The 21,896-nt window shown below is 34.0% G+C and carries 15 protein-coding genes; 10 read left to right on the forward strand and 5 right to left on the reverse strand.

Annotation, left to right across the window (positions count from 1 at the left end; genetic code table 11):
- Positions 1 to 72: 72 nt before the first annotated feature.
- Both ftsH and rsfS read right to left on the reverse strand, forming a co-directional pair.
- Positions 73 to 1,995, reverse strand: a complete 1,923-nt coding sequence (gene ftsH, locus ACQY29_RS11070) for an ATP-dependent zinc metalloprotease FtsH (RefSeq protein WP_428225244.1) — start codon at positions 1,993 to 1,995, stop codon at positions 73 to 75.
- Between the two features lie 11 nt (positions 1,996 to 2,006).
- Positions 2,007 to 2,378, reverse strand: a complete 372-nt coding sequence (gene rsfS, locus ACQY29_RS11075; protein WP_428225245.1) for a ribosome silencing factor — start codon at positions 2,376 to 2,378, stop codon at positions 2,007 to 2,009.
- A 102-nt stretch (positions 2,379 to 2,480) separates the two neighbouring features.
- Between rsfS and ACQY29_RS11080 the strand changes: the two genes are divergently transcribed.
- From ACQY29_RS11080 to ACQY29_RS11110, 7 genes are all read left to right on the forward strand, one after another.
- Complete coding sequence (locus ACQY29_RS11080; RefSeq protein WP_428225246.1) at positions 2,481 to 3,209, forward strand: biotin--[acetyl-CoA-carboxylase] ligase; 729 nt, start codon at positions 2,481 to 2,483, stop codon at positions 3,207 to 3,209.
- 140 nt (positions 3,210 to 3,349) lie between these two features.
- A complete protein-coding gene (locus ACQY29_RS11085; RefSeq protein ID WP_428225247.1) occupies positions 3,350 to 6,073 on the forward strand; it encodes an aminopeptidase in 2,724 nt (907 codons plus the stop codon).
- A 179-nt stretch (positions 6,074 to 6,252) separates the two neighbouring features.
- Positions 6,253 to 8,655 carry an alpha-ketoacid dehydrogenase subunit alpha/beta gene (locus ACQY29_RS11090; RefSeq protein WP_428225248.1) on the forward strand — a complete coding sequence of 801 codons (2,403 nt, stop codon included), beginning with the start codon at positions 6,253 to 6,255 and terminating at the stop codon, positions 8,653 to 8,655.
- Positions 8,656 to 8,724: 69 nt separating this feature from the next.
- A complete protein-coding gene (locus ACQY29_RS11095; RefSeq protein WP_428225249.1) occupies positions 8,725 to 10,107 on the forward strand; it encodes an endonuclease in 1,383 nt (460 codons plus the stop codon).
- A 71-nt stretch (positions 10,108 to 10,178) separates the two neighbouring features.
- Positions 10,179 to 13,853 (forward strand): phosphoribosylformylglycinamidine synthase, encoded by a 3,675-nt coding sequence (gene purL, locus ACQY29_RS11100; protein WP_428225250.1) that lies wholly within the window; start codon positions 10,179 to 10,181, stop codon positions 13,851 to 13,853.
- A 101-nt stretch (positions 13,854 to 13,954) separates the two neighbouring features.
- A complete protein-coding gene (locus tag ACQY29_RS11105; protein ID WP_428225251.1) occupies positions 13,955 to 14,497 on the forward strand; it encodes a hypothetical protein in 543 nt (180 codons plus the stop codon).
- A 572-nt stretch (positions 14,498 to 15,069) separates the two neighbouring features.
- Complete coding sequence (locus tag ACQY29_RS11110) at positions 15,070 to 15,417, forward strand: DUF2200 domain-containing protein (protein ID WP_428225252.1); 348 nt, start codon at positions 15,070 to 15,072, stop codon at positions 15,415 to 15,417.
- Between the two features lie 142 nt (positions 15,418 to 15,559).
- On the opposite strand, the gene rsmI is transcribed toward ACQY29_RS11110, so the two are convergent.
- Genes rsmI through ACQY29_RS11125 form a run of 3 tightly spaced genes read right to left on the reverse strand, consistent with a single transcriptional unit; the run spans position 15,560 to position 18,028 of the window.
- On the reverse strand, positions 15,560 to 16,231 hold the full coding sequence (gene rsmI / locus ACQY29_RS11115; RefSeq protein ID WP_428225253.1) for a 16S rRNA (cytidine(1402)-2'-O)-methyltransferase: 672 nt from the start codon (positions 16,229 to 16,231) through the stop codon (positions 15,560 to 15,562).
- Positions 16,232 to 16,241: 10 nt separating this feature from the next.
- On the reverse strand, positions 16,242 to 17,027 hold the full coding sequence (locus ACQY29_RS11120) for a HEAT repeat domain-containing protein (protein WP_428225254.1): 786 nt from the start codon (positions 17,025 to 17,027) through the stop codon (positions 16,242 to 16,244).
- A complete protein-coding gene (locus tag ACQY29_RS11125; RefSeq protein WP_428225255.1) occupies positions 17,027 to 18,028 on the reverse strand; it encodes a hypothetical protein in 1,002 nt (333 codons plus the stop codon). Before ACQY29_RS11125 ends, ACQY29_RS11120 begins: the two co-directional genes overlap by 1 nt.
- A gap of 234 nt (positions 18,029 to 18,262) precedes the next feature.
- Between ACQY29_RS11125 and ACQY29_RS11130 the strand changes: the two genes are divergently transcribed.
- The 3 genes from ACQY29_RS11130 to mscL all read left to right on the forward strand — a co-directional run bounded on the left by ACQY29_RS11130 (position 18,263) and on the right by mscL (position 21,779).
- Positions 18,263 to 18,886 (forward strand): thymidine kinase, encoded by a 624-nt coding sequence (locus tag ACQY29_RS11130; RefSeq protein WP_428225256.1) that lies wholly within the window; start codon positions 18,263 to 18,265, stop codon positions 18,884 to 18,886.
- Position 18,887: 1 nt separating this feature from the next.
- The gene (locus ACQY29_RS11135) at positions 18,888 to 21,332 is read left to right on the forward strand and encodes a bifunctional UDP-N-acetylmuramoyl-tripeptide:D-alanyl-D-alanine ligase/alanine racemase (RefSeq protein ID WP_428225257.1); all 2,445 of its coding nucleotides are present in this window, start codon (positions 18,888 to 18,890) and stop codon (positions 21,330 to 21,332) included.
- A 69-nt stretch (positions 21,333 to 21,401) separates the two neighbouring features.
- A complete protein-coding gene (gene mscL, locus ACQY29_RS11140; RefSeq protein WP_428225258.1) occupies positions 21,402 to 21,779 on the forward strand; it encodes a large conductance mechanosensitive channel protein MscL in 378 nt (125 codons plus the stop codon).
- Positions 21,780 to 21,896 lie beyond the last annotated feature (117 nt).

Here is a 21,896-nt window from a genome sequence, read left to right on the forward strand (position 1 = left end):
ATCAAAGTTAAAAAAAACTCAATCTAATTTTAACATAAGATTGAGTTTTTTATAGATTTTATTAACTAAGTTTTAAACAATTTCTTCGTGTAAAGGCTTATCAAATGGGCGTTTACCGAATATAGTCTCTAAATCATCTTTGAAAATAACTTCTTTTTCTATTAAAATGTCAGCTAACTGTTCTAATTTCTCTTTATTTTCTTGAAGAATTTGAATAGCTCGTTGGTATTGAGCTTCAATAACTGCAGAAATTTCTTTATCAATTACTAGGGCAGTTTCTTCAGAGTAAGGCTTAGAAAAACCATAATCTGATTGTCCTGATGAATCGTAATACGTTACATTTCCTAATTTGTCATTCAATCCATAAATGGTTACCATGGCACGAGCTTGTTTAGTTACTTTTTCCAAGTCGCTCAATGCACCTGTAGAAATCATATCAAAAACCACTTTCTCAGCAGCTCTACCTCCCATAGTGGCGCACATTTCGTCTAACATTTGTTGTGGACGAACAATTTGACGTTCTTCTGGAAGATACCAAGCCGCACCTAAGCTTTGTCCTCTTGGTACAATAGTTACTTTTACTAAAGGAGCAGCATGTTCAAGCATCCAACTCACTGTAGCATGACCCGCTTCATGGATGGCTATTGCACGTTTTTCTTCGGTACTAATAATTTTATTTTTCTTTTCTAAACCGCCTATGATTCTATCAACAGCGTCTAGGAAATCTTGTTTATCAACTGCAGTTTTATTTTTTCTTGCTGCAGTCAAGGCTGCTTCGTTACATACATTAGCGATATCAGCTCCCGAAAATCCTGGAGTTTGCTTAGCTAAGAAATCAGTATCTAAACCTTCCACTTTTTTCAAAGGAGCTAAATGCACCTCAAAAATTTGTTTACGCTCACGAATATCTGGAAGATCTACATAAATTTGTCTATCAAAACGACCCGCTCTCATTAAAGCTTTGTCCAAAACATCTGCACGGTTTGTAGCTGCTAAAACAATTACACTAGTATCAGTTCCAAAACCATCCATTTCAGTTAAAAGCTGATTAAGTGTATTTTCACGTTCATCGTTTGAACCTGAATAATTGTTTTTACCTCTAGCTCTACCTACTGCATCAATCTCATCAATAAATATAATTGCTGGCGATTTTTCTTTGGCTTGTTTAAACAAGTCACGAACGCGTGAGGCTCCTACCCCTACAAACATCTCCACAAAATCAGAACCTGATAAAGAGAAAAAGGGTACTTGTGCTTCACCAGCTACGGCTTTAGCTAAAAGGGTTTTCCCTGTACCTGGAGGGCCTACTAACAAGGCTCCTTTAGGTATTTTACCTCCAAGATCGGTATATTTTTTAGGGTTTTTCAAGAATTCTACAATTTCTTGTATTTCTTCTTTAGCACCTTCTAAACCAGCTACATCTTTAAAAGTTACTTTTACATCTGTTTTTTCATCAAATAATTTAGCCTTTGAACGTCCAATACTAAAAATTTGACCGCCGCCGCCGGCACCACCGCCAGACATACGACGCATCATAAAAATCCAGAAACCTATTAAAATAACAATAGGTAAAAAGTTGATTAAGATATCTGTCCACCCCCCTGAGGTTTTATAATCATAATCTTTAATCTTCTTTTCTTTCAATGCCTGCTTCAGATCTTTTGAAAAATCAGCATCTCTTCCACTTATTTCGAAAGTATAATGTGGCCCTAGATTTTTATTACCTAACAAATCTTGTTTAGGCAATTTTGTATGAGCCGGTTTTGTTAAAGCCTTTTCTTTCAAGAAAACAGTAACATATCGATCATTATCAATCTCAACGACATCTACATCTCCAGCATCTAAATACTGATAAAACTTAGATACATTTGTTTTTTTTGGTTCTATCCATCTTGATTGTCCAGACAAATACATACCAATAAAAATGGCTCCTATTAAGCCATAAATCCACCAAGGGTTAAATTTAAAGTTATTCTGTTTCGTTTCCTTTGACATAGATACTTTAATTAATATTTGTTTTCTATTGAAGTAATTTTAGCATCACCCCAAAGACTTTCAATGTTGTAGTATTCTCTGATATGTTTTTGGAAAACATGAACTACGATGTGTACATAATCCATCAATACCCATTCACCATTATCAGTTCCTTCTACATGCCACGGTTTTTCTTTAAGTTCTTTTGAAACTGCTTTTTGCACGGAATTAACAATTGCATTAACTTGTGTGTTTGAGGTACCATTACAAATCACAAAATAATCACAAACCGTATTTTCTAATGCTCTAAGATCTAAAATATCTATATCATTACCTTTAACATCCTCAATTCCTTTGATGATATTTGCTAATAAAATATCGTTTCCTACTTCTTTGTTCGCCATTTATTCTCTAATAAAATTATTTTCGCAAAGTTATTGTTTTTTGTCTTTATTTTGAAAGATAAATATAGGATACTTTAAATTATAATTTCAAAAATTGCTACGATGAAATTTATCAAACTCAATGCCATAGATTCTACAAATGATTTTTTAAGAAAACTTTCACAAAAACAGACCTTAGATAACTTTACTGTCGTAACCGCAAATAGTCAGTGGAAAGGCAAAGGGCAAATGGGAAGTAAATGGTCAACGGAAGAGGGTAAAAACCTAATAACTAGCATATTAATTAAAGATACTATTACTCAAATTGATACTATTTTCACACTCAATATAACCATAGCCATTGCCGTTTATGAAACTTTAGAAACTATTAAAATTCCAAACTTAGCGATCAAATGGCCAAACGACATTATGTCAGGAACAAAAAAAATTGGCGGAATATTGATTGAAAATAGTATAAAAAATGATACAAAAATTGATTCAATTGTTGGAATAGGTTTGAATATCAATCAAGAAAACTTCGAAAACCTTCCTAAAGCAACCTCTTTAAAAGTAATTACTTCTACAGAATTTGATATCGAAACCATTCTACACACCTTAATTGACAATATACAAAAAAACATAGTTTACATCAATAACGCACCAAACTTCCTTTGGGAAAAATATCATAATATCCTATTCAAATTAGGTAAACCCATGGCTTTTGAAAATACAAATAATCAAAAATTTATGGGGATTATACAAAAAGTAACCCAAAACGGCCTACTTCAAATTTTGCATGAAGACGATTCTATTCAAAATTACGGCATCAAAGAAATTACGATGTTGTACTAATCCTATAGAAATAAAGATAATTCAATAATTTTAAGTATTTTGACATCCCAAATTCATTCATTTTGAAATCAAAAAAATCTTTTTCGTTATTTCTCGCTGTCTTTATCTCACTTATGGCACAAGCACAGCAACACCTTTTGATGAACGTTAAAATAAATCCTGAGAATAAAACGCTAGAGGTAACCCAACATATAAATTTTAAAAACAATTCTACTAATACTATAAAAAATCTTGTTTTTAACGACTGGAATCATAGTTATAGCAACAGACGTACGGCTTTAGGACAACGTTTTTCGAATCAATTTATACGAAATTTCCATTTATCTACTGAATCAGAAAGAGGGTATACTACCCTGAATTTCATTAAAATAAACAAAAAAAACACACTTTGGACTCGAAATAACAATCAAATTGACTTAATTCAAGTTGATATACCTGATTTAAAAACTAACGATTCGATAGAAATTGAACTAAACTATCAGATTAAAGTTCCTGATTCAAAATTCACCAAATGGGGTTTCCATAAGAATAATTTTTATTTAAAAGATGTATTTATCATGATGGCAAAAAACACCCCATCAGGTCCAATTTACTATAGCAATGAAAACCTCGAAGATGCCTTTTTAGAAGATATACAAGAGTTACAAATTCATTTTGAAGTAGCCGATAATTACAACATACAAACAAATTTGTCTGAAATTACAAAAAATACTTTCAAAATACTGAATTGCAAAGAATTTGAATTTGCCATAGAAAAAACATCAAATTTTGAGAATTTCAGTACTGATCATATGGAAATTGCAACCAATCTTGAGAGTACTAAAATAAGCACTTTAGAAAAAGCGGTTGCTATAGATAAAATAGTTAACTATATTCATCGCAATCTTGGCAAAGGAAAAACAAAAAAAATATTAATCACACAAATTGAATACGAACGCAACCCTTTTTACGGATTGAACCAACTCCCCGCTTTCTTAAGTCCATTTTCAAACGCTTTTTTATATGAATTAAAATTTTTGAAAGTTTACACTCAAAATTATTTAAAAGCTAATTTAAACATCAATTTTAGAAAAGATCATTATTTATTAGATGCTATTCAAAGCTATGTGATATACAATTATATTGAAGAAAATTACCCTAATTTACACCTTATTGGCAACTTATCGAAGTATAAATTAATTAAAAACTACGAAATTGCAAAAGCTAACTTTAATGATCAATATTATTTAGCCTATCTGCTATCAGCAAGAAAAAATTTGGATCAATCGCTACTTGAATCTAAAGAAAAGTTAGTAAAATTTAACGAGCAAATTGCCGTACGCTACAAAGCTGGATTAACTCTAAAATTTTTAGATAACTATTTACAGGATCAAACCGTAGCAAAAACACTATCCGAATTTATAACTCTTAACACCAATCAATCAACTAGTTTGAATGATTTTGAAAAACTCCTAAAAGAAAATAGTCCCAAAAAAATAGATTGGTTTTTTAACGAACTCCTTGCTGGAAATACGCCTGTAGATTATAGTTTTGGTACTACCCATAGAAAGGACAACCAAATAAATATTGAAATAAAAAACAGAAAACATTCGCAAATACCTTTTGAAATTACAGGTTTCAAAAACAAAAACAAGGTTTTTTCACAATGGATTACACCCAATGCCACTATTGACACGACATTAACATTCTCTAAAAAGGAAGTCGATCATTTAGCACTTAATTACGATAATTTGTTTCCTGAAGTTAACAAAACAAATAATTTTATAAACGTAAAACGAAAATTAGGCTATAACCGACCTTTAAAATTCACTTTTTATCAAGACATTGAAAATCAAAACTGTAATCAAATATTCTATTATCCAGAATATACTTATAATGTTTATGATGGATCTGTTTTTTCAGTCACATTCAACAATACAGGATTAATTAACAAAATTTATAATTACGATTTTAGTCCAAGTTATTCCACAAACACACAATCTATGACTGGTTCGGGCTATTTTAGCTATATTTTAAACCGCCAAAATGTCAGCAATTTTCAAACGCGTTTCTCATTGTCAGGCTCATATTTCCACTATCTACCTAATGCTTCTTATACTAAAATAACGCCTTCTATAGTATTTCGATTTCGAACACAAGAAATAGCAAGTAACAAATACAAGGTATTATCTTTTAGAGAAGTAATTGTTAACAAACAAGATAGTCCTTTTTTAATAGACAAGACCATCCCTTTAAAGTATGCAATATTTGATACACGTTTCAGCCTAGGAAACTCAGAAACAGCAAAAAGTTACAATGTAACTACAAATTTACAACTAGGCAATTCAATGGGAAAATGGGTAAATGAAGTAAGTTTTCACAAATTATTTGAGAACAATTATCAATTTGGGATGCGTTTTTATGGTGGATTTTTCCTTTACAATCATACTAATACCGATTATTACAGCTTTGGATTGGATCGCCCAAAGGATTATTTATTTGACTATTCCTTTTATGGCAGAAATGAAACCAAAGGTTTTTTTTCACAGCAAATTATTATTGCCGAAGGTGGGTTTAAATCAAAATTTGCAAATCCTTATGCGAACCAATGGCTAACCAGTATCAACCTAACTTCATCACTTTGGAAATGGATACAACTATATGGCGATGTAGGTTGTTATAAATACAAATTTACTGCTCCACAATGGGTCTTTGACACAGGCATCCACTTTAATATAGTGCCAGGCTATTTTGAAGTATTTTGTCCTGTATATTCAAAAAACGGTTGGGAAATTGGTCAGAAAAACTATAATGAAAAATTACGATTTCAATTCACAATTAGTACTTCTGCCTTATTAGGCATTTTTAATAGAAAATGGTTTTAATGGCAACAAAAAATCAAAAAAAATAAATTTAAAACAGTATTATCCATTTTTCAATAAACATATTTCAACACAATAATCAATAATTAGCTTAAAAATACGAATAATTAAATTTATTTTTTTGAAATATAATAAAAAAGTAACCGTATTTTGATTAAATTTGCCTATTCACATTTTATAAAATGGCACAAGTAGTAGAAAAAAAAGAGTTGACTTTTGAAGATTTTAAAACAGAAGTTTTAAACGATTACAAAATTGCACGCATCAGCCGTGAATGTAGTTTACTAGGTCGTAAAGAAGTATTGACTGGAAAAGCTAAATTCGGAATTTTCGGAGACGGAAAAGAAGTTCCGCAACTAGCTTTAGCGAAAGCTTTCCAAAACGGAGATTTCCGTTCAGGTTACTATAGAGACCAAACTTTTATGATGGCTATTGGCGCCATGAACATCGAGCAGTTTTTTGCGGGATTATATGGACACACGGACATCAATTTTGACCCCATGAGTGCTGGTCGTCAAATGGGTGGGCATTTTGCAACACACTCGCTTGACGAAAACGGAAACTGGAAAAACTTAACCGAACAAAAAAATTCAAGTGCTGATATTTCTCCTACAGCTGGTCAAATGCCACGTTTGTTAGGATTAGCGCAAGCTTCAAAAATATTTAGAAACGTAGAAGGTATAGATACTACTAATTTCTCTAAAAAAGGAAATGAAGTAGCTTGGGGTACTATTGGAAATGCTTCCACTTCAGAAGGCTTATTCTTCGAAACTATCAACGCTGCTGGGGTATTACAAGTGCCCATGGTAATGAGTGTTTGGGATGATGAGTATGGGATTTCAGTGCATGCACGTTATCAAACCACTAAAGAAAATATCTCTGAAATCTTAAAAGGATTCCAAAGAGATGAAGAGTCAAATGGTTATGAAATTATGAACGTGAAAGGTTGGGATTACCCTGCCCTAGTAGAAACCTACCAAAGAGCATCACAAATAGCTCGTGAAGAACACGTTCCGGTATTGATTCACGTTGATGAGTTAACACAACCACAAGGACACTCTACTTCAGGTTCGCATGAACGTTACAAATCGGCTGAGCGTTTGGCTTGGGAAACTGAATTTGACTGTTTAGCGCAAATGCGTAAGTGGTTATTAGAAAACAACTTAGCTACCACCGAAGAATTAGAAGCAATCGATTCGCAAGCTAAGAAAGATGTTTTAGATGGTAAAAAAGCCGCTTGGACTAACTTTACTTCACCTATCAAAGCGGAAAGAGACGAATTAGTACAAGTTTTACAAACAGTTGCTGCATCATCTGCAAACAAAGTTTTCATTGAAAAATACGCTAATGATTTAGCAGCAATCAAAGAACCTATCCGTAAAGATATTATTACTACGGCTAGAAAAGTATTACGCATGGTGGCTCTAGAAAGTGGTAAAACCCAATTAGCCGTATGGATTACTGAGTATACCGCCAAAATTCAACCTAAATTCAGTTCACATTTATATTCACAATCGGCACAAAACGTTTTTGCAGTAAGTGAAGTAAAACCAACGTACGATGAAACTGCTGAGGAAGTAGATGCACGATTGGTAATTCGTGATAACTTTGATGCCATTTTTGCAAAATATCCTGAAACCTTAATTTTTGGAGAAGATTCTGGTAACATTGGTGACGTAAACCAAGGTTTAGAAGGGATGCAAGAAAAATACGGAGAAATGCGCGTGAGTGATGCTGGAATCCGTGAAGCTACAATTTTAGGTCAAGGGATAGGTATGGCAATGAGAGGTTTACGTCCGATTGCTGAAATCCAATATTTAGATTATTTATTGTATGCTATCCAAATCATGAGTGATGATTTAGCTACATTACAATACCGTACTGCGGGACGTCAAAAATCACCATTAATCATTCGTACCCGTGGACACCGTTTAGAAGGTATCTGGCATTCAGGTTCTCCTATGGGAATGATTATCAATGCGATTCGTGGTATTCATGTTTTAGTACCAAGAAACATGACTAAAGCAGCTGGTTTCTATAACACATTATTACAAACAGATGAACCGGCTTTAGTAGTTGAATGTTTGAATGGTTACCGATTAAAAGAAAAAATGCCTACCAACTTAGGAGAATTCAAAACACCAATTGGAGTAGTTGAAACGCTAAAAGAAGGTAAAGATATCACGATAGTTTCTTATGGCTCTACATTACGTTTAGTTGAACAAGCAGCAAAAGAATTATTAGAAGTAGGTATTGATGTTGAAATTATCGATATTCAATCGTTATTGCCATTCGATATTAACCATGACATCGTAAAATCGTTAGCAAAAACAAATCGTTTGTTAATCGTTGACGAAGATGTACCTGGTGGCGCTGCTGCATTCATTTTACAACAAATTGTAGAAGAACAAAAAGGGTACAAACATTTAGATAGCCAACCAGAAACCTTATCAGCTAAAGCACACCGCCCTGCTTATGGTACGGATGGTGATTATTTCTCAAAACCTTCAATCGAAGATATTTTTGAGAAGGTTTATGAAATCATGAACGAATCGAATCCAACAAAGTATCCAAGTTTATACTAAAATTTTAAAAAGTGGTTTTTAAATAAAAGCCACTTTTTTTTATATATTTATTCCACAAAAATGGTTTAAATGAAACGTCTACTCTTCATAACTTTATCGACCACTTGTTTAGCACAAGCCCCTAAAGATTATTACAATACCGTAAATGGCACGGGCTATACATTAAAAACCCAACTTCATAAAGTAATCAGTAAACATAAAGACTTAGGTTACGGTGGTTTGTGGCAAACCTACAAAACCTCAGACGTTGATGCATTTTACGAAAAAGACCAAACCGTTTTGGACATTTATTCAGAAAACCCTAAGGGAAAAGACCCTTATACTTACAAATTGGGTTCAGATCAATGTGGTATCTATGGCAAAGAAGGCGACTGTTATAATCGGGAACATATTATCCCACAATCATCGTTCAATTCGGCATCTCCCATGGTTTCTGATGCCCATTTTATTCCACCTACAGATGGAAAAGTAAACGGTATGCGTAGTAGTTACCCACATGGAGAGGTAGAAAATGCTAAATGGACTTCTGAAAACGGAGGTAAACTCGGCAGTAGTAAAATAAATGGTTACGATGGCTTAGTTTTTGAACCCATAGACGAATTTAAAGGCGATATTGCCCGAATGTATTTTTACTTTGCTACTTGCTATGAAGATAAAGTAGCCCATTTTCGTTACGAAATGTTTAATGGTTCCGATGATCAAGTATTTACAGAAAGTTTTAAAAAGATGCTTATTAATTGGCATCAAATCGATCCTGTAAGTGCAAGCGAGATTGCTAGAAACAATGCTATTTATAAGCGTCAAGGGAATCGTAACCCGTATATAGATCATCCCGAGTTTGTTGCACAAATATGGGGTGGATTGGCCATTAAAAATCAACCCGAAAAAATCAAAGTGTCGAATAAAAAAATGACTTCGCCAACTTTACTAACAAAAGAGAAACCCGTTAAAAAAGAAGCATCTATTTTAACTAAAAAAACAAATTCTACCTTTAAACCTTCCTCTTCAAGTGTCTATTTTTCCCTATATATTGAAGGAAGCGGACACAACAAAGCTTTGGCTATCACCAATGTTACCAATAAAACTATTGATTTAACCGAATACAAAATCAGAAAACAAGTCAATGGAAAAGGCAATTGGAACAAAGGTTACCTATTAAAAGGAAATTTAAAGGCGAAAGAGACGCTTTTAATTGTCTATGCAAAATCAAAATTAAATTGCAAAACCCAAAAACAGATTACTACAGGAAACGACGCCTTAGCTTTCAATGGAAATGATCCAATTGCACTCTTTTATAAATCTGAATTAGTAGACATACTTGGTCAAGAAAATAATAGTACAACTCCTTTTTCAGAAAATGAAACTTTAGTGCGTACCAAGTTTCCTGATAAAAAAAATAGTCTTTTTAACAAAAACGATTGGAAAATACTGCCTATAGACAGTTGTCAATAATTTTTTAAATAAGGTTTTATTATTCAAAATCGAAATAGTAAATTTGCATTGCAAAACAACAACACACAACAATGATTCATTTTTTTGGTAACTCAACCAACACTGTATTTGCCGTTCAAACGCAAAACGAATTATCGACAGAAGATATCAACAAATTAAACTGGCTTTTTGGCAACGCACATAAAATAGAAAAATCCGTATTGGCGGATTTTTTTGTTGGTCCTCGTGCCGCTATGGTGACTCCTTGGAGTACCAATGCTGTTGAAATCACTCAAAATATGGGAATCAATGGAGTTATTCGTATCGAAGAATTCCAAAAGGTAACCGAAGATTTCGCTGATTTTGACCCGATGTTGTCACAAAAATATTCGGAGTTAAATCAAGAAATTTACACCATCAATATTCAACCGGAACCCATTCTGGAAATTGAAGATATTGAAGCTTACAACCAACAAGAAGGTTTGGCTTTAAGCCCAGAAGAGGTGGAATATTTACATAATCTTTCTACTAAAATTGGAAGAAAACTAACCGATTCTGAAATTTTTGCTTTCTCGCAAGCCAATTCAGAACACTGCCGTCACAAAATTTTCAATGGAACTTTTGTCATTGATGGTGAAGAACAACCTACTTCCCTATTCAAATTAATTAAAAAAACTTCTGAAACACATCCTAACGAGATTGTTTCAGCCTATAAAGACAACGTAGCTTTTGTTAAAGGTCCTACAGCTGTTCAGTTTGCCCCAAAAAGTGCTGACAAACCTGATTTTTACCAAGAAAAGGAATTCGAATCGGTATTATCCTTAAAAGCAGAAACCCACAATTTCCCTACCACGGTAGAACCTTTCAACGGCGCCGCTACAGGTTCAGGAGGTGAAATCCGTGACCGTTTAGCGGGTGGACAAGGTTCATTACCCTTAGCTGGTACAGCGGTGTACATGACTTCTTACTCACGTTTAGAGGAAAATCGCCCTTGGGAAAATGCAATGGACGAAAGAAAATGGTTGTACCAAACTCCTATGGATATTTTAATCAAGGCATCTAATGGTGCTTCCGATTTTGGTAATAAATTTGGCCAACCGCTTATTACAGGTTCAATTTTAACTTTTGAACACGAAGAAGAGGCTCGCAAATTAGGTTTCGATAAAGTAATCATGCAAGCGGGTGGTATAGGCTACGGAAAATTAGAACAAGCTAAAAAACACGAACCTAAAGCAGGCGACAAAATCGTTATTTTAGGGGGTGAAAACTATAGAATTGGTATGGGTGGTGCTGCGGTATCTTCTGCTGATACAGGTGCTTTTGGTTCAGGAATTGAATTAAATGCTATTCAACGTTCGAATCCTGAAATGCAAAAACGTGCCGCTAATGCCATTCGTGGTTTAGTTGAAAGTGACAATAACCCTATTGTTTCGATTCACGACCACGGCGCTGGTGGACACTTAAACTGTTTATCAGAATTAGTAGAAGCTACAGGTGGACATATCGATTTAGATAAATTACCAGTAGGTGACCCTACCCTTTCGGCTAAAGAAATCATCGGTAATGAATCTCAAGAACGTATGGGATTAGTCATTGGTGAAAAAGACATCGAAACACTAAACCGTATTGCGGAAAGAGAGCGTTCGCCTATGTACACTGTGGGTGATGTAACGAATGACCATAGATTCACATTTGAATCAAAAACAACGGGTGCAAAACCAATGGATTATGCTTTAGAGGATTTCTTTGGTAGTTCGCCTAAAACGATTATGACGGATAAAAAGATTAATCGTAACTATTCAAATCCTGATTATACTGTTGCTGATGTTCCAAACTACTTAAATCAAATGCTACAGTTGGAAGCCGTTGCTTGTAAAGACTGGTTAACCAACAAAGTTGACCGTTGTGTAGGCGGACGTGTAGCGAAACAACAATGTGCGGGTCCTTTACAATTACCATTGAATAATGTGGGGGTAATGGCCTTAGACTATAAAGGCAAAGAAGGTATTGCAACTTCTATTGGTCACGCACCAGTAGCCGCAATTGTTGACCCAGTGGCAGGTTCTAAAAATGCGATTGGTGAAGCGTTATCCAACTTAGTTTGGGCTCCTTTAAAAGACGGATTACAATCAGTTTCCTTATCCGCAAACTGGATGTGGCCTTGTAAAAACGAAGGTGAAGATGCTCGTTTGTACGAAGCAGTAAAAGGTTGTTCGGATTTTGCTATCGAATTAGGCATCAATATCCCAACGGGTAAAGACTCGCTTTCTATGAAGCAAAAATACCCTAATGATGAAGTAATTGCGCCAGGAACGGTAATTATTTCGGCTATGGGAAGCTGTTCAAACATTACTAAAGTAGTTGAACCTGTACTTAAGAAAAACGGCGGTAACATTTACTATATCAATCTTTCACAAGATACTTTTAAATTAGGCGGTTCTTCTTTCTACCAAATTTTAAATAAAATTGGTAATGAAGTACCAACGATGAAAGATGCTGTTTATGTGCGTAAAGCATTCAACGAAATCCAAAACCAAATCAAAGAAAGAAACATCAGTGCGGGACACGATGTAGGTAGCGGTGGTTTAATTACTACTTTACTTGAAATGTGTTTTGCCGATGTAAATGTGGGCGCAACCATTGATTTAACAATATTAAACGAAGCCGATACGGTAAAAGCACTATTCAACGAAAATATTGGGGTAGTGTTCCAATCTAATTTAGGAGATGATGCTATCGATTTAGCTTTTGCAAAACGCAATGTAAAAGCATTCAAAATTGGAACCGTTACTGAAGGAAACACCGTTTCAATCAAAAACTTCAACGACCAATTCCATTTTGATGTGGCTCAGTTAAGAGATACTTGGTACAAAACTTCCTACTTACTAGACACAAAACAATCACGCAACGGTATGGCAGAAGCGCGTTATGCGAACTATAAAAACCAACCGTTAGCATTTACTTTCCCTGCCAACTTTAATGGAGCAAAACCTGAAATTCCAGCGGGTGCACGTCCTAAAGCGGCTATCATCCGTGAAAAAGGAAGTAACTCTGAGCGTGAAATGGCCAATGCGATGTACTTAGCTGGTTTTGATGTAAAAGACGTGCACATGACCGACTTAATTTCGGGTCGTGAAACTCTTGAAGATATCCAATTCATTGGAGCTGTGGGTGGTTTCTCTAACTCCGATGTATTAGGTTCGGCAAAAGGTTGGGCAGGTGCCTTCTTATACAACGAAAAAGCAAATACCGCTTTACAAAACTTCTTCAAACGAGAAGATACTTTATCGGTTGGAATTTGCAACGGCTGTCAGTTGTTAATGGAATTAGAGTTAATTAATCCAGAACACGAAGTACACGGCAAAATGCACCATAATACCTCTAACAAACACGAAAGTGGTTTTACTTCGGTAAAAATTCAAAAGAATAACTCGGTGATGTTGTCTTCTTTAGAAGGATTGACTTTAGGCGTTTGGATTTCGCACGGTGAGGGTAAATTCAAATTACCGTACAGTGAGGACAAATACAATATTGTAGGTAAATATGCTTACGAAGGTTATCCTACTAACCCTAATGGTTCTGACTATAACACTGCTATGATGTGCGACACCACAGGACGTCACTTGGTCATGATGCCACACATTGAGCGTTCGATATTCCCTTGGAACTGGGCACACTATCCAGAAAGAGGTCAAAAAGACGAAGTTTCGCCTTGGTTAGAAGCTTTTGTCAATGCTAGAAAATGGATTGAGAATCAAAATAAATAAAAGGAAAAGCGGTTGTAAGACCGCTTTTTTTTGTAGATTTCTTGAATAAAATATCAATTATTCTTAACTTACTAATATTTTATTTAAAATATTGATTTTACATGAATATTAAAAATCCCATTGAAGCTAAAAAAATTTTAACCAAAATATACAATAAATATGTAGATAATAAAATTTTAACTTTTGAAGAAGAAGAAATACTAGGACTTTATTTTTTGAGGGAAATTAAAAACATCCACAAATTGGATGATAAAGCTTTCCCAAACTACAAATTCCGTCATCTATACCTCATTTATTATACTGATTTAAGTTTTACTGAAACATATTACAAACACAACTTAAACATCAATTCATCAGAAATCATTGATTATAAATTACTATTCGAAATAAATCAAGAAGAATTTAATCAAAGTAACTTCGATAAATTCAATTTTTTATGTCAAAAATTAAATATTCTTATTCCTATCAATGATGATGAAAAAAAAATTGATAAAAAATACTTAGAAAAAATAGCTAGAGAATGGGCTCTAGAAATGATAAAAGAAAATCATACTAACAAAAATTTATTTTTGCTTTCTAAAGAAACCCGAGATAACATCAAGAAAAAAAACTTAATAGATTACATTGACAATAATCTTTCATAAAATTTAAAAATAGATATTTTTAAAGCTTTACTTAGATCGAAACATGTTCATATTGAATCATTAAAAATTATTGAGAATATTGGTACTGAAGAAATTATTTTAAATTTAAAAGGAATTAATATATATTACAATTATGGCACTTTAATTCATATTTTAAATAGACATTTTGCAAAAATATCTTCAAACAATATAATTTATAATTCTAAAACTTTCCACCCATCAGAAATAAATCCATACAAATTACACCATACTATCAATTATATTTTCAAAAAAATTAATTCAAAAAAAATATCTTTACTTATAAAATCTGACATACCAATATTTATAAAATATAAAAATAGAAATTATGCCCTGTATTTGAAAACAGATAAGTTTAGTAAAAGTAAATTAAATATAAACACCTTTTATCTCATTGATGAAAATAATACAAATGGAAAAAAAGACATAGAAAAAATAAAAAAAAGTCAATTAATCATACTTTCGAGTAATTTAGGCATTTACAAATTTACAGTTTGACCTAATTGAAATTTTTTAACGAAATTTTAAAAATTAATTACATTTTTTTAATAGCTATGTTCCAACACATCTTCAAAATGCCCTTCGCTTCCGTTTATCCACATTGCATTACTAAAGCGGAAAAGAAAGGTCGTACACAAGTAGAGGTCGACACCATTATTTGTTGGTTAACTGGTTATAGTCAAGCACAATTAGAGGAAATCATTGCTACTAAAATTGATTTTGAAACCTTTTTCGGTCAAGCCCCACAAATAAACCCAAATGCATCTAAAATTACAGGCGTGATTTGTGGTTATCGTGTGGAGGAAATCGAAGATACATTGATGCAACAAATTCGATATTTAGACAAACTCATCGATGAGTTAGCAAAAGGGAAAGCAATGGGGATGATTCTTAGGTACTAAATTCCTCTTTTAGAAATTAATAAAAACTTAGATTCAAGCAATAAAAAAAATTAACAATTTAATGTTTGCAAAAATTCAAATACAATTACCATCCCCTTTAAGTTCAGAACTTTAAGCCGAATAGCGTCTATTAAAACAAAACCTACTTTTTCCCCGCCACACACACTACGATTTCACCTTTGGGAGGTTTGGCTTCAAAATGCTTTAAAACCTCTTCGGCGGTTCCACGAACAGTTTCTTCGTGTAGTTTTGACAGTTCACGGGATACGGTTACTTGACGTTCAGCACCGAAATATTGAACAAATTCACCTAATGTTTTTACTAATTTATGAGGGGACACGTATAAAATCATAGTACGTGTTTCTTCGGCTAACGCTAAATAACGGGTTTGGCGTCCTTTTTTATCGGGTAAAAAACCTTCAAATATAAATTTGTCGTTGGGTAATCCGCTGTTTACTAATGCGGGTACAAATGCCGTTGCGCCGGGTAAACATTCTACTGCTATCCCGTTTTCCACGCAAGCACGGGTTAATAAAAATCCAGGGTCGGAAATGGCTGGAGTTCCCGCATCGCTAATTAAAGCAATGGTTTCACCAGTTTGCAAACGCTTGACAATATGCTCTACCGTTTTGTGTTCGTTATGCATGTGATGGCTTTGCATAGGTGTAGCAATTTCAAAATGTTTTAGCAATTTACCGCTGTTGCGCGTGTCCTCTGCGAGTATACAGTCGGCTTCTTTTAGAATTCTAATTGCTCTGAAAGTCATGTCTTCTAAGTTGCCAATGGGCGTGGGAACGATATATAATTTACTCATAAGTGTAATATTAGGGATTTGTCGGTTTTGTAACGACTAAATTTTTATCAATATAATCAATAACTTCTTGTTGGGTGAGTGCGGTAAACTTGGCATATCGTTTCTCGCTGTGTACATCTACAATTTCATCTATGGCATCGTGTACTAAGGCGTTATTTTTCCAAGTGTTTAAATGTGTTATCACCTTTTCAAGACAATTCTTTTTGTAACTAATTTGTCCTAAAACATGTACTAAAGTGGTGCGTACGCGTTTGGTTTCGTCAAATTGCAATTCTTCGAGTAGCGGCAATACATCCTCAGGATGCGTACGTCCGCGTAGTTCGATTCCGTGGCAAATTTCTCTTCGGATTTCCTTTTCAGGATGATGCAGGTATTTTTTAGACCATTCTAAAACAGGTTTAGGATTTTTCTCACCCATTTTTTTCATAGAACCTATCACAGCATTACGTACCGAATAATGCACATCAAACAATCCTTGGTCAAAAAAAGAAACGACATCTTCAAAATAGTATTTTCCTATTTCACCTGCCGAGTTGATTACGGTTTGGCGTACTTTTTCATCGGAATGTGTATATAAAGTAGCGAGTTCGTTGATAATGTCTTTTTGAAGAAAAAGTTGACTCGTATAGATTTTTCCAACAGATAAATAAGCGTTTTTACGGATATAGGTGTCTTCGTTTTCGAAATGAGGCAAAAGCATTTCCATGTTCTTATTTTGGAATGAAAGCAAACAGTCGGAATATATTTTTCCGACTGTTTGCTTACGTGCTTCTATGCTCAAATCATAAAAAGCCATTAGGCGAATTTACTTTGTACGTATTCCATAAAACGTTCTTCAAACTCTTGCATGCCAGCCCACTCGTTATAATCTGGTTTTACCATTTCGTCAATAAACTCTTTGGCCTCCGTATAATTGTTAAAGGTTTCTAATTGCGATAAAACACGATTCAAATCTTCGGTGCTTCCGTCAAAAAGATTTTTTTCAAATGCCATACGGTCGTTTAAAGACAAACCAGCCGTTTTGGTCATTTTATCATTCAGGTTAGCAATGGGTTTTTCAACCACGCGTTCAAATGTGATTTCTTTGAAATCTGGGATAAAACTCGCAAAATTTTCAGTTTTTACAGTTTCTTTAACTGTTTCTGCAACTACTGGGATTTCTGCTTTAGTTTCTTCTACCTTTTCTTCAAGGATTTTATGAATTTCTACTGGTATTTTTTCTTCTTGAACAAGAGTGTCTCTTTTTTCAAACACTGGTTCTTGTGCCACTTGAGTTAGCAAATCGTCAATAGAAATTTGCTTGATTTCAGCAGTAGGTGTTTCTACAGTTGGTGTTTCTGAAACAGTTTCAGTAGTTTCAGTTTTTTCTTCGATTATAGGGGCTATAACTTCTGGAGTGCTTTCTACCATTTTCGGAGAAGGTGCCATGAATAGTTCTGCTAAAGGTTTATCTTCTTCTGCGGCTTCAAGCGATTGAATTTCCTCGATTTTCGGGTCAATTTTTTTCAAACTTTCTACCGATTTAGTTTCGATGATTTCGTCTAATTCTTCCTCTGCTAATTGTGCCACTACTACTTTATCATCATAGTCAAAAGCGTGTTCTAACTTGTCTTCAATTTCTTTTAAACCAATGGTAGGTTTAACTTCACCCAAGTTTTCTTCAACAAATAATAAAATAGAAAGTTTTTCATAAAGCTTTTGCGCTTCACGATGCAATTCACGAATATCGTCTTTGTGCTTTAATTGTAATACGCGGTGTGCAATACTGATTAATTCGGCTTCCAATTTCTTTTTCATCTGTTGCAATTTATTTGTGTTTTACTTTAAAATGAAATCTTAATTTGTTTTAAAAATACTACAAAAAATGGAGTGTTTTAAAATTTCATTTGACTTAATTTTTTAGTGTTGAAGGAATTAAAATTTATTAATAACTTTATTAAGTAGGCTGTCAAAAGACCGTCTTATTTTAATAATTTTGTTCAGTTACAAAGTAATAAAAACTATTCATTTTTATCATTATAAAATTAAAAAATGTTTTTAGAAAATACCGTAAACCCTAAAGAACAGTTTGGTTGGATTGAAGTAATCTGTGGTTCAATGTTTTCCGGAAAAACCGAGGAGTTAATCCGTCGATTACGCAGAGCTCAATTTGCTAAACAGAAAGTTGAAATTTTTAAGCCAAGCATAGATACGCGTTATGATGAAGAAATGGTAGTTTCTCATAATAAGAACGAAATTCGTTCGACCCCAGTTCCTGCAGCAGCAAATATTCGAATTTTAGCACAGGGGTGTGATGTGGTTGGTATCGATGAGGCACAGTTTTTTGATGAAGAAATTGTGGCAGTTTGTAACGATTTGGCTAATGCTGGGGTACGTGTTATCGTAGCTGGATTAGATATGGATTTCAAAGGCAATCCTTTTGGCCCTATGCCAGCACTTATGGCTACGGCCGAGTATGTTACTAAAGTTCATGCGGTATGCACTCGCACAGGAAATTTGGCGCATTATAGTTTTAGAAAAGCGGCTAACGACAAGCTAGTGATGTTAGGCGAAAAGGAAGAATACGAACCTTTGAGTCGCGCGGCTTATTTTAATGCCATGCGCAACAATATGGAAGTTATAGATGAACAAATAATACAAAAAGAAGAGGAATAATATGGCACTTCCTTTACAACAAATTGTTTCGGCACTGGACTGTGAATTCAAAGGAATTGACAGTTCTTTAGTTATCGATTCTGTTTCTATAGACAGTCGTTCGCATCAAAATAATGAGCATACGTTGTTTTTTGCATTAGTCGGTCCACATCATGATGCGCATCAATACATCCCGCAATTGATACAGGAAGGTGTACGAAGTTTTGTAGTACAGACCATACCTGAAGGTTGTGAAGGAAAAGCTAATTTTATACTCGTTCCTAATTCGTTACAAGCACTTCAGGATTTTGGGGCTTATTACCGAACATTATTTCATTTTCCAGTCATTGGAATTACGGGAAGTAATGGGAAAACCATAGTCAAAGAATGGTTAAACTATTTATTGAGTCCAGATTATAATATCATCAGAAGTCCAAAGAGTTACAATTCGCAAGTTGGGGTACCCCTTTCGGTTATTGGTATCAATGAAATGCATAATCTAGGTATTTTTGAAGCTGGTATTTCAACGGTGAATGAAATGCAACAATTACAACGAATTATTCAACCTACCATTGGAATTTTGACCAATATAGGTTCGGCACACGATGAAGGTTTTGCAGATGTAGCTCAGAAAATAAAAGAAAAATTAAAACTGTTTACCTCCGTAGAAGTTTTGATTTTAAATAAAAATAAAACCATAGAAGCTTTTTTAAGTAAAAGTATCAAAACCTTTACTTGGAGTACTCAAGACCGAGCGGCAGATGTTTTCTTTCAGAAAAAAGTGGTGGGGAATCAATCGGATTTGTTGATTACGTATAAAAAATTGTGCTTTAAAGTCACCATTCCGTTTACCGATGAAGCTTCGTTGGAAAATATCATGCATTGTATACTAACCCTGTTGTATTTGAATTATGACCAGGATAGTATTCAGCAACGAGTGTCTGCATTGTATCCTGTGGAAATGCGTTTGAAAGTAAAAAATGGGATTTACAATTGTACTTTAATTGATGATAGTTATAGTTCCGATTTTCAATCTCTTAAAATTGCATTAGATTTCTTACAAAGTCAAAAACAGCATAAAAAACGTACCCTAATTATTTCGGATATTTTACAATCAGGTTTGACGGATGAAGAGCTATATGGAAGGGTTTCTCAGTTAATTATATCTAATAAAATTACACGTGTCATAAGCGTGGGACATACTATTAATACGTTCAAAGCTAAATTTCTTAATGCAACCGCCTTCGAATCTACGGATGCTTTGATTAACGCATTTGATACTTTAAATTTCTCAGATGAAACCATATTGATAAAAGGAGCTCGTACCTTTGAGTTTGAGCGTATTGTGTCTTTGTTAGAGGAAAAAACACATGAAACAGTATTAGAAATCAATCTGAATGCGATCAGTCATAATTATAATTATTACAAATCGAAAGTAAACCCCAAAACCAAAATCATGGCAATGGTGAAAGCTTTTGGGTATGGTAGCGGTAGTTTTGAAATTGCGAAATTATTGGCACATCTCAAAGCTGATTATTTAGGTGTTGCGTTTGCGGATGAAGGTATCGAGTTAAAAAAAGCAGGGATTGACATCCCTATTATGGTTATGAATCCTGAAATGACCACGTTTAGGTCGATTATTCAATACCAGTTGGAACCTGAAATTTATAGTTTAAGAGGGCTGAAAGCTTTTTTAAAAATTGTAGAAGAAAAAGGGTTAAAACATTATCCGATTCATATAAAACTGAATACAGGTATGAATCGTTTGGGTTTTGACGCCGAAATGTTACCTGAATTGATTGCCATTGTAAAACAAACCAAATTGGTTAGTATTAAAACCATTCTATCGCATTTAGCGGAAAGTGATAACGCTAGCGACCGTGAATTTACACTTGGTCAAATCAAGCTTTTTGATACCTTATCTTCTGAAATCGTACAACAGTTAGACTATAAAATCACCCGACATATTTGCAACTCATCTGGGATTAGTAATTATCCAGAAGGCGAATTTGATATGGTGCGTGTAGGGGTTGGTTTGTATGGTGTTTCTAATGATGAAACCGAAATGAAGTATTTAGAAACAGTAGGTACTATGAAATCGGTGATTTCACAAATTAGAACACTTAAAGTGGGCGATACCGTGGGGTACAATCGTCGTTTCCTAGTTGAAAAACCAACTAAAATGGCTGTTGTTCCTGTAGGGTATGCTGATGGAATTTCAAGAAAATGGGGACGTGGTGTGGGATATTTGTTGGTTAATGGTCAAAAAGCACCTATTTTAGGAAGTATTTGTATGGATATGTTGATGATTGATGTTACAAATATTCATTGTGCCGAAGGGAATGAAGTGGTAGTTTTTGGAAAAGATTTACCTGTAACAATTATTGCAAAAGCGATAGATACCATTCCGTATGAAATATTAACTGGGATTTCGCGTCGCGTGTCGAGAATTTTCTACAGAGAATAATCTTAGTTTATGATATTTAAAAATAATTTTGTAGCTTTAAAATATTAACCAAATAAAACAATTAAGATTATGGGATTTGTTTCAGAATTTAAAGACTTTATTTCTAAAGGAAATGTAATGGATTTAGCAGTGGGAGTTATCATTGGTGGAGCTTTCAGTGCGATTGTAAAATCTTTTGTTGAAGATGTAATCACACCAGCTTTGTTAAATCCAGCTTTAAAGGCCGCTCAAGTAGAAAACTTGGCTGATTTAAAGACTGACGGTGGAATTTTATACGGAAAATTCTTAGCTGCTATAATTAGTTTCTTAGTTATTGCTTTTGTAATTTTTATGATGGTAAAAGCTTTAAACTCATTAAAGAAAAAAGAGGAACCAGCACCAGCAGCACCAGCAGGACCATCTCAAGAAGAGTTGTTAACTCAAATCAGAGATTTATTAAAGAAATAGTCTGCATCGCTATACTATATATTCTTATTATCAAGAGGCTGTTCCAAAAAAATTGGGGCAGCTTTTTTTATTACTTTCTTATATAAAGCAATGTTTTAAAAGTGATAAAACCAAGCA

The organism is Flavobacterium sp., assembly GCF_965262375.1.
Classification (GTDB): Bacteria; Bacteroidota; Bacteroidia; order Flavobacteriales; family Flavobacteriaceae; genus Flavobacterium.

Excerpts from the sequence above, each read along its gene's own strand:
- purL (WP_428225250.1), top strand. The coding sequence starts at position 10,179 with ATGATTCATTTTTTTGGTAACTCAACCAACACTGTATTTGCCGTTCAA.
- ACQY29_RS11095 (WP_428225249.1), top strand. The coding sequence starts at position 8,725 with ATGAAACGTCTACTCTTCATAACTTTATCGACCACTTGTTTAGCACAA.
- rsmI (WP_428225253.1), bottom strand. The coding sequence starts at position 16,231 with ATGAGTAAATTATATATCGTTCCCACGCCCATTGGCAACTTAGAAGAC.
- ACQY29_RS11135 (WP_428225257.1), top strand. The coding sequence starts at position 18,888 with ATGGCACTTCCTTTACAACAAATTGTTTCGGCACTGGACTGTGAATTC.
- ftsH (WP_428225244.1), bottom strand. The coding sequence starts at position 1,995 with ATGTCAAAGGAAACGAAACAGAATAACTTTAAATTTAACCCTTGGTGG.
- ACQY29_RS11110 (WP_428225252.1), top strand. The coding sequence starts at position 15,070 with ATGTTCCAACACATCTTCAAAATGCCCTTCGCTTCCGTTTATCCACAT.
- ACQY29_RS11130 (WP_428225256.1), top strand. The coding sequence starts at position 18,263 with ATGTTTTTAGAAAATACCGTAAACCCTAAAGAACAGTTTGGTTGGATT.
- rsfS (WP_428225245.1), bottom strand. The coding sequence starts at position 2,378 with ATGGCGAACAAAGAAGTAGGAAACGATATTTTATTAGCAAATATCATC.
- ACQY29_RS11085 (WP_428225247.1), top strand. The coding sequence starts at position 3,350 with ATGAACGTTAAAATAAATCCTGAGAATAAAACGCTAGAGGTAACCCAA.
- ACQY29_RS11080 (WP_428225246.1), top strand. The coding sequence starts at position 2,481 with ATGAAATTTATCAAACTCAATGCCATAGATTCTACAAATGATTTTTTA.
- ACQY29_RS11090 (WP_428225248.1), top strand. The coding sequence starts at position 6,253 with ATGGCACAAGTAGTAGAAAAAAAAGAGTTGACTTTTGAAGATTTTAAA.
- ACQY29_RS11125 (WP_428225255.1), bottom strand. The coding sequence starts at position 18,028 with ATGAAAAAGAAATTGGAAGCCGAATTAATCAGTATTGCACACCGCGTA.
- ACQY29_RS11120 (WP_428225254.1), bottom strand. The coding sequence starts at position 17,027 with ATGGCTTTTTATGATTTGAGCATAGAAGCACGTAAGCAAACAGTCGGA.
- ACQY29_RS11105 (WP_428225251.1), top strand. The coding sequence starts at position 13,955 with ATGAATATTAAAAATCCCATTGAAGCTAAAAAAATTTTAACCAAAATA.
- mscL (WP_428225258.1), top strand. The coding sequence starts at position 21,402 with ATGGGATTTGTTTCAGAATTTAAAGACTTTATTTCTAAAGGAAATGTA.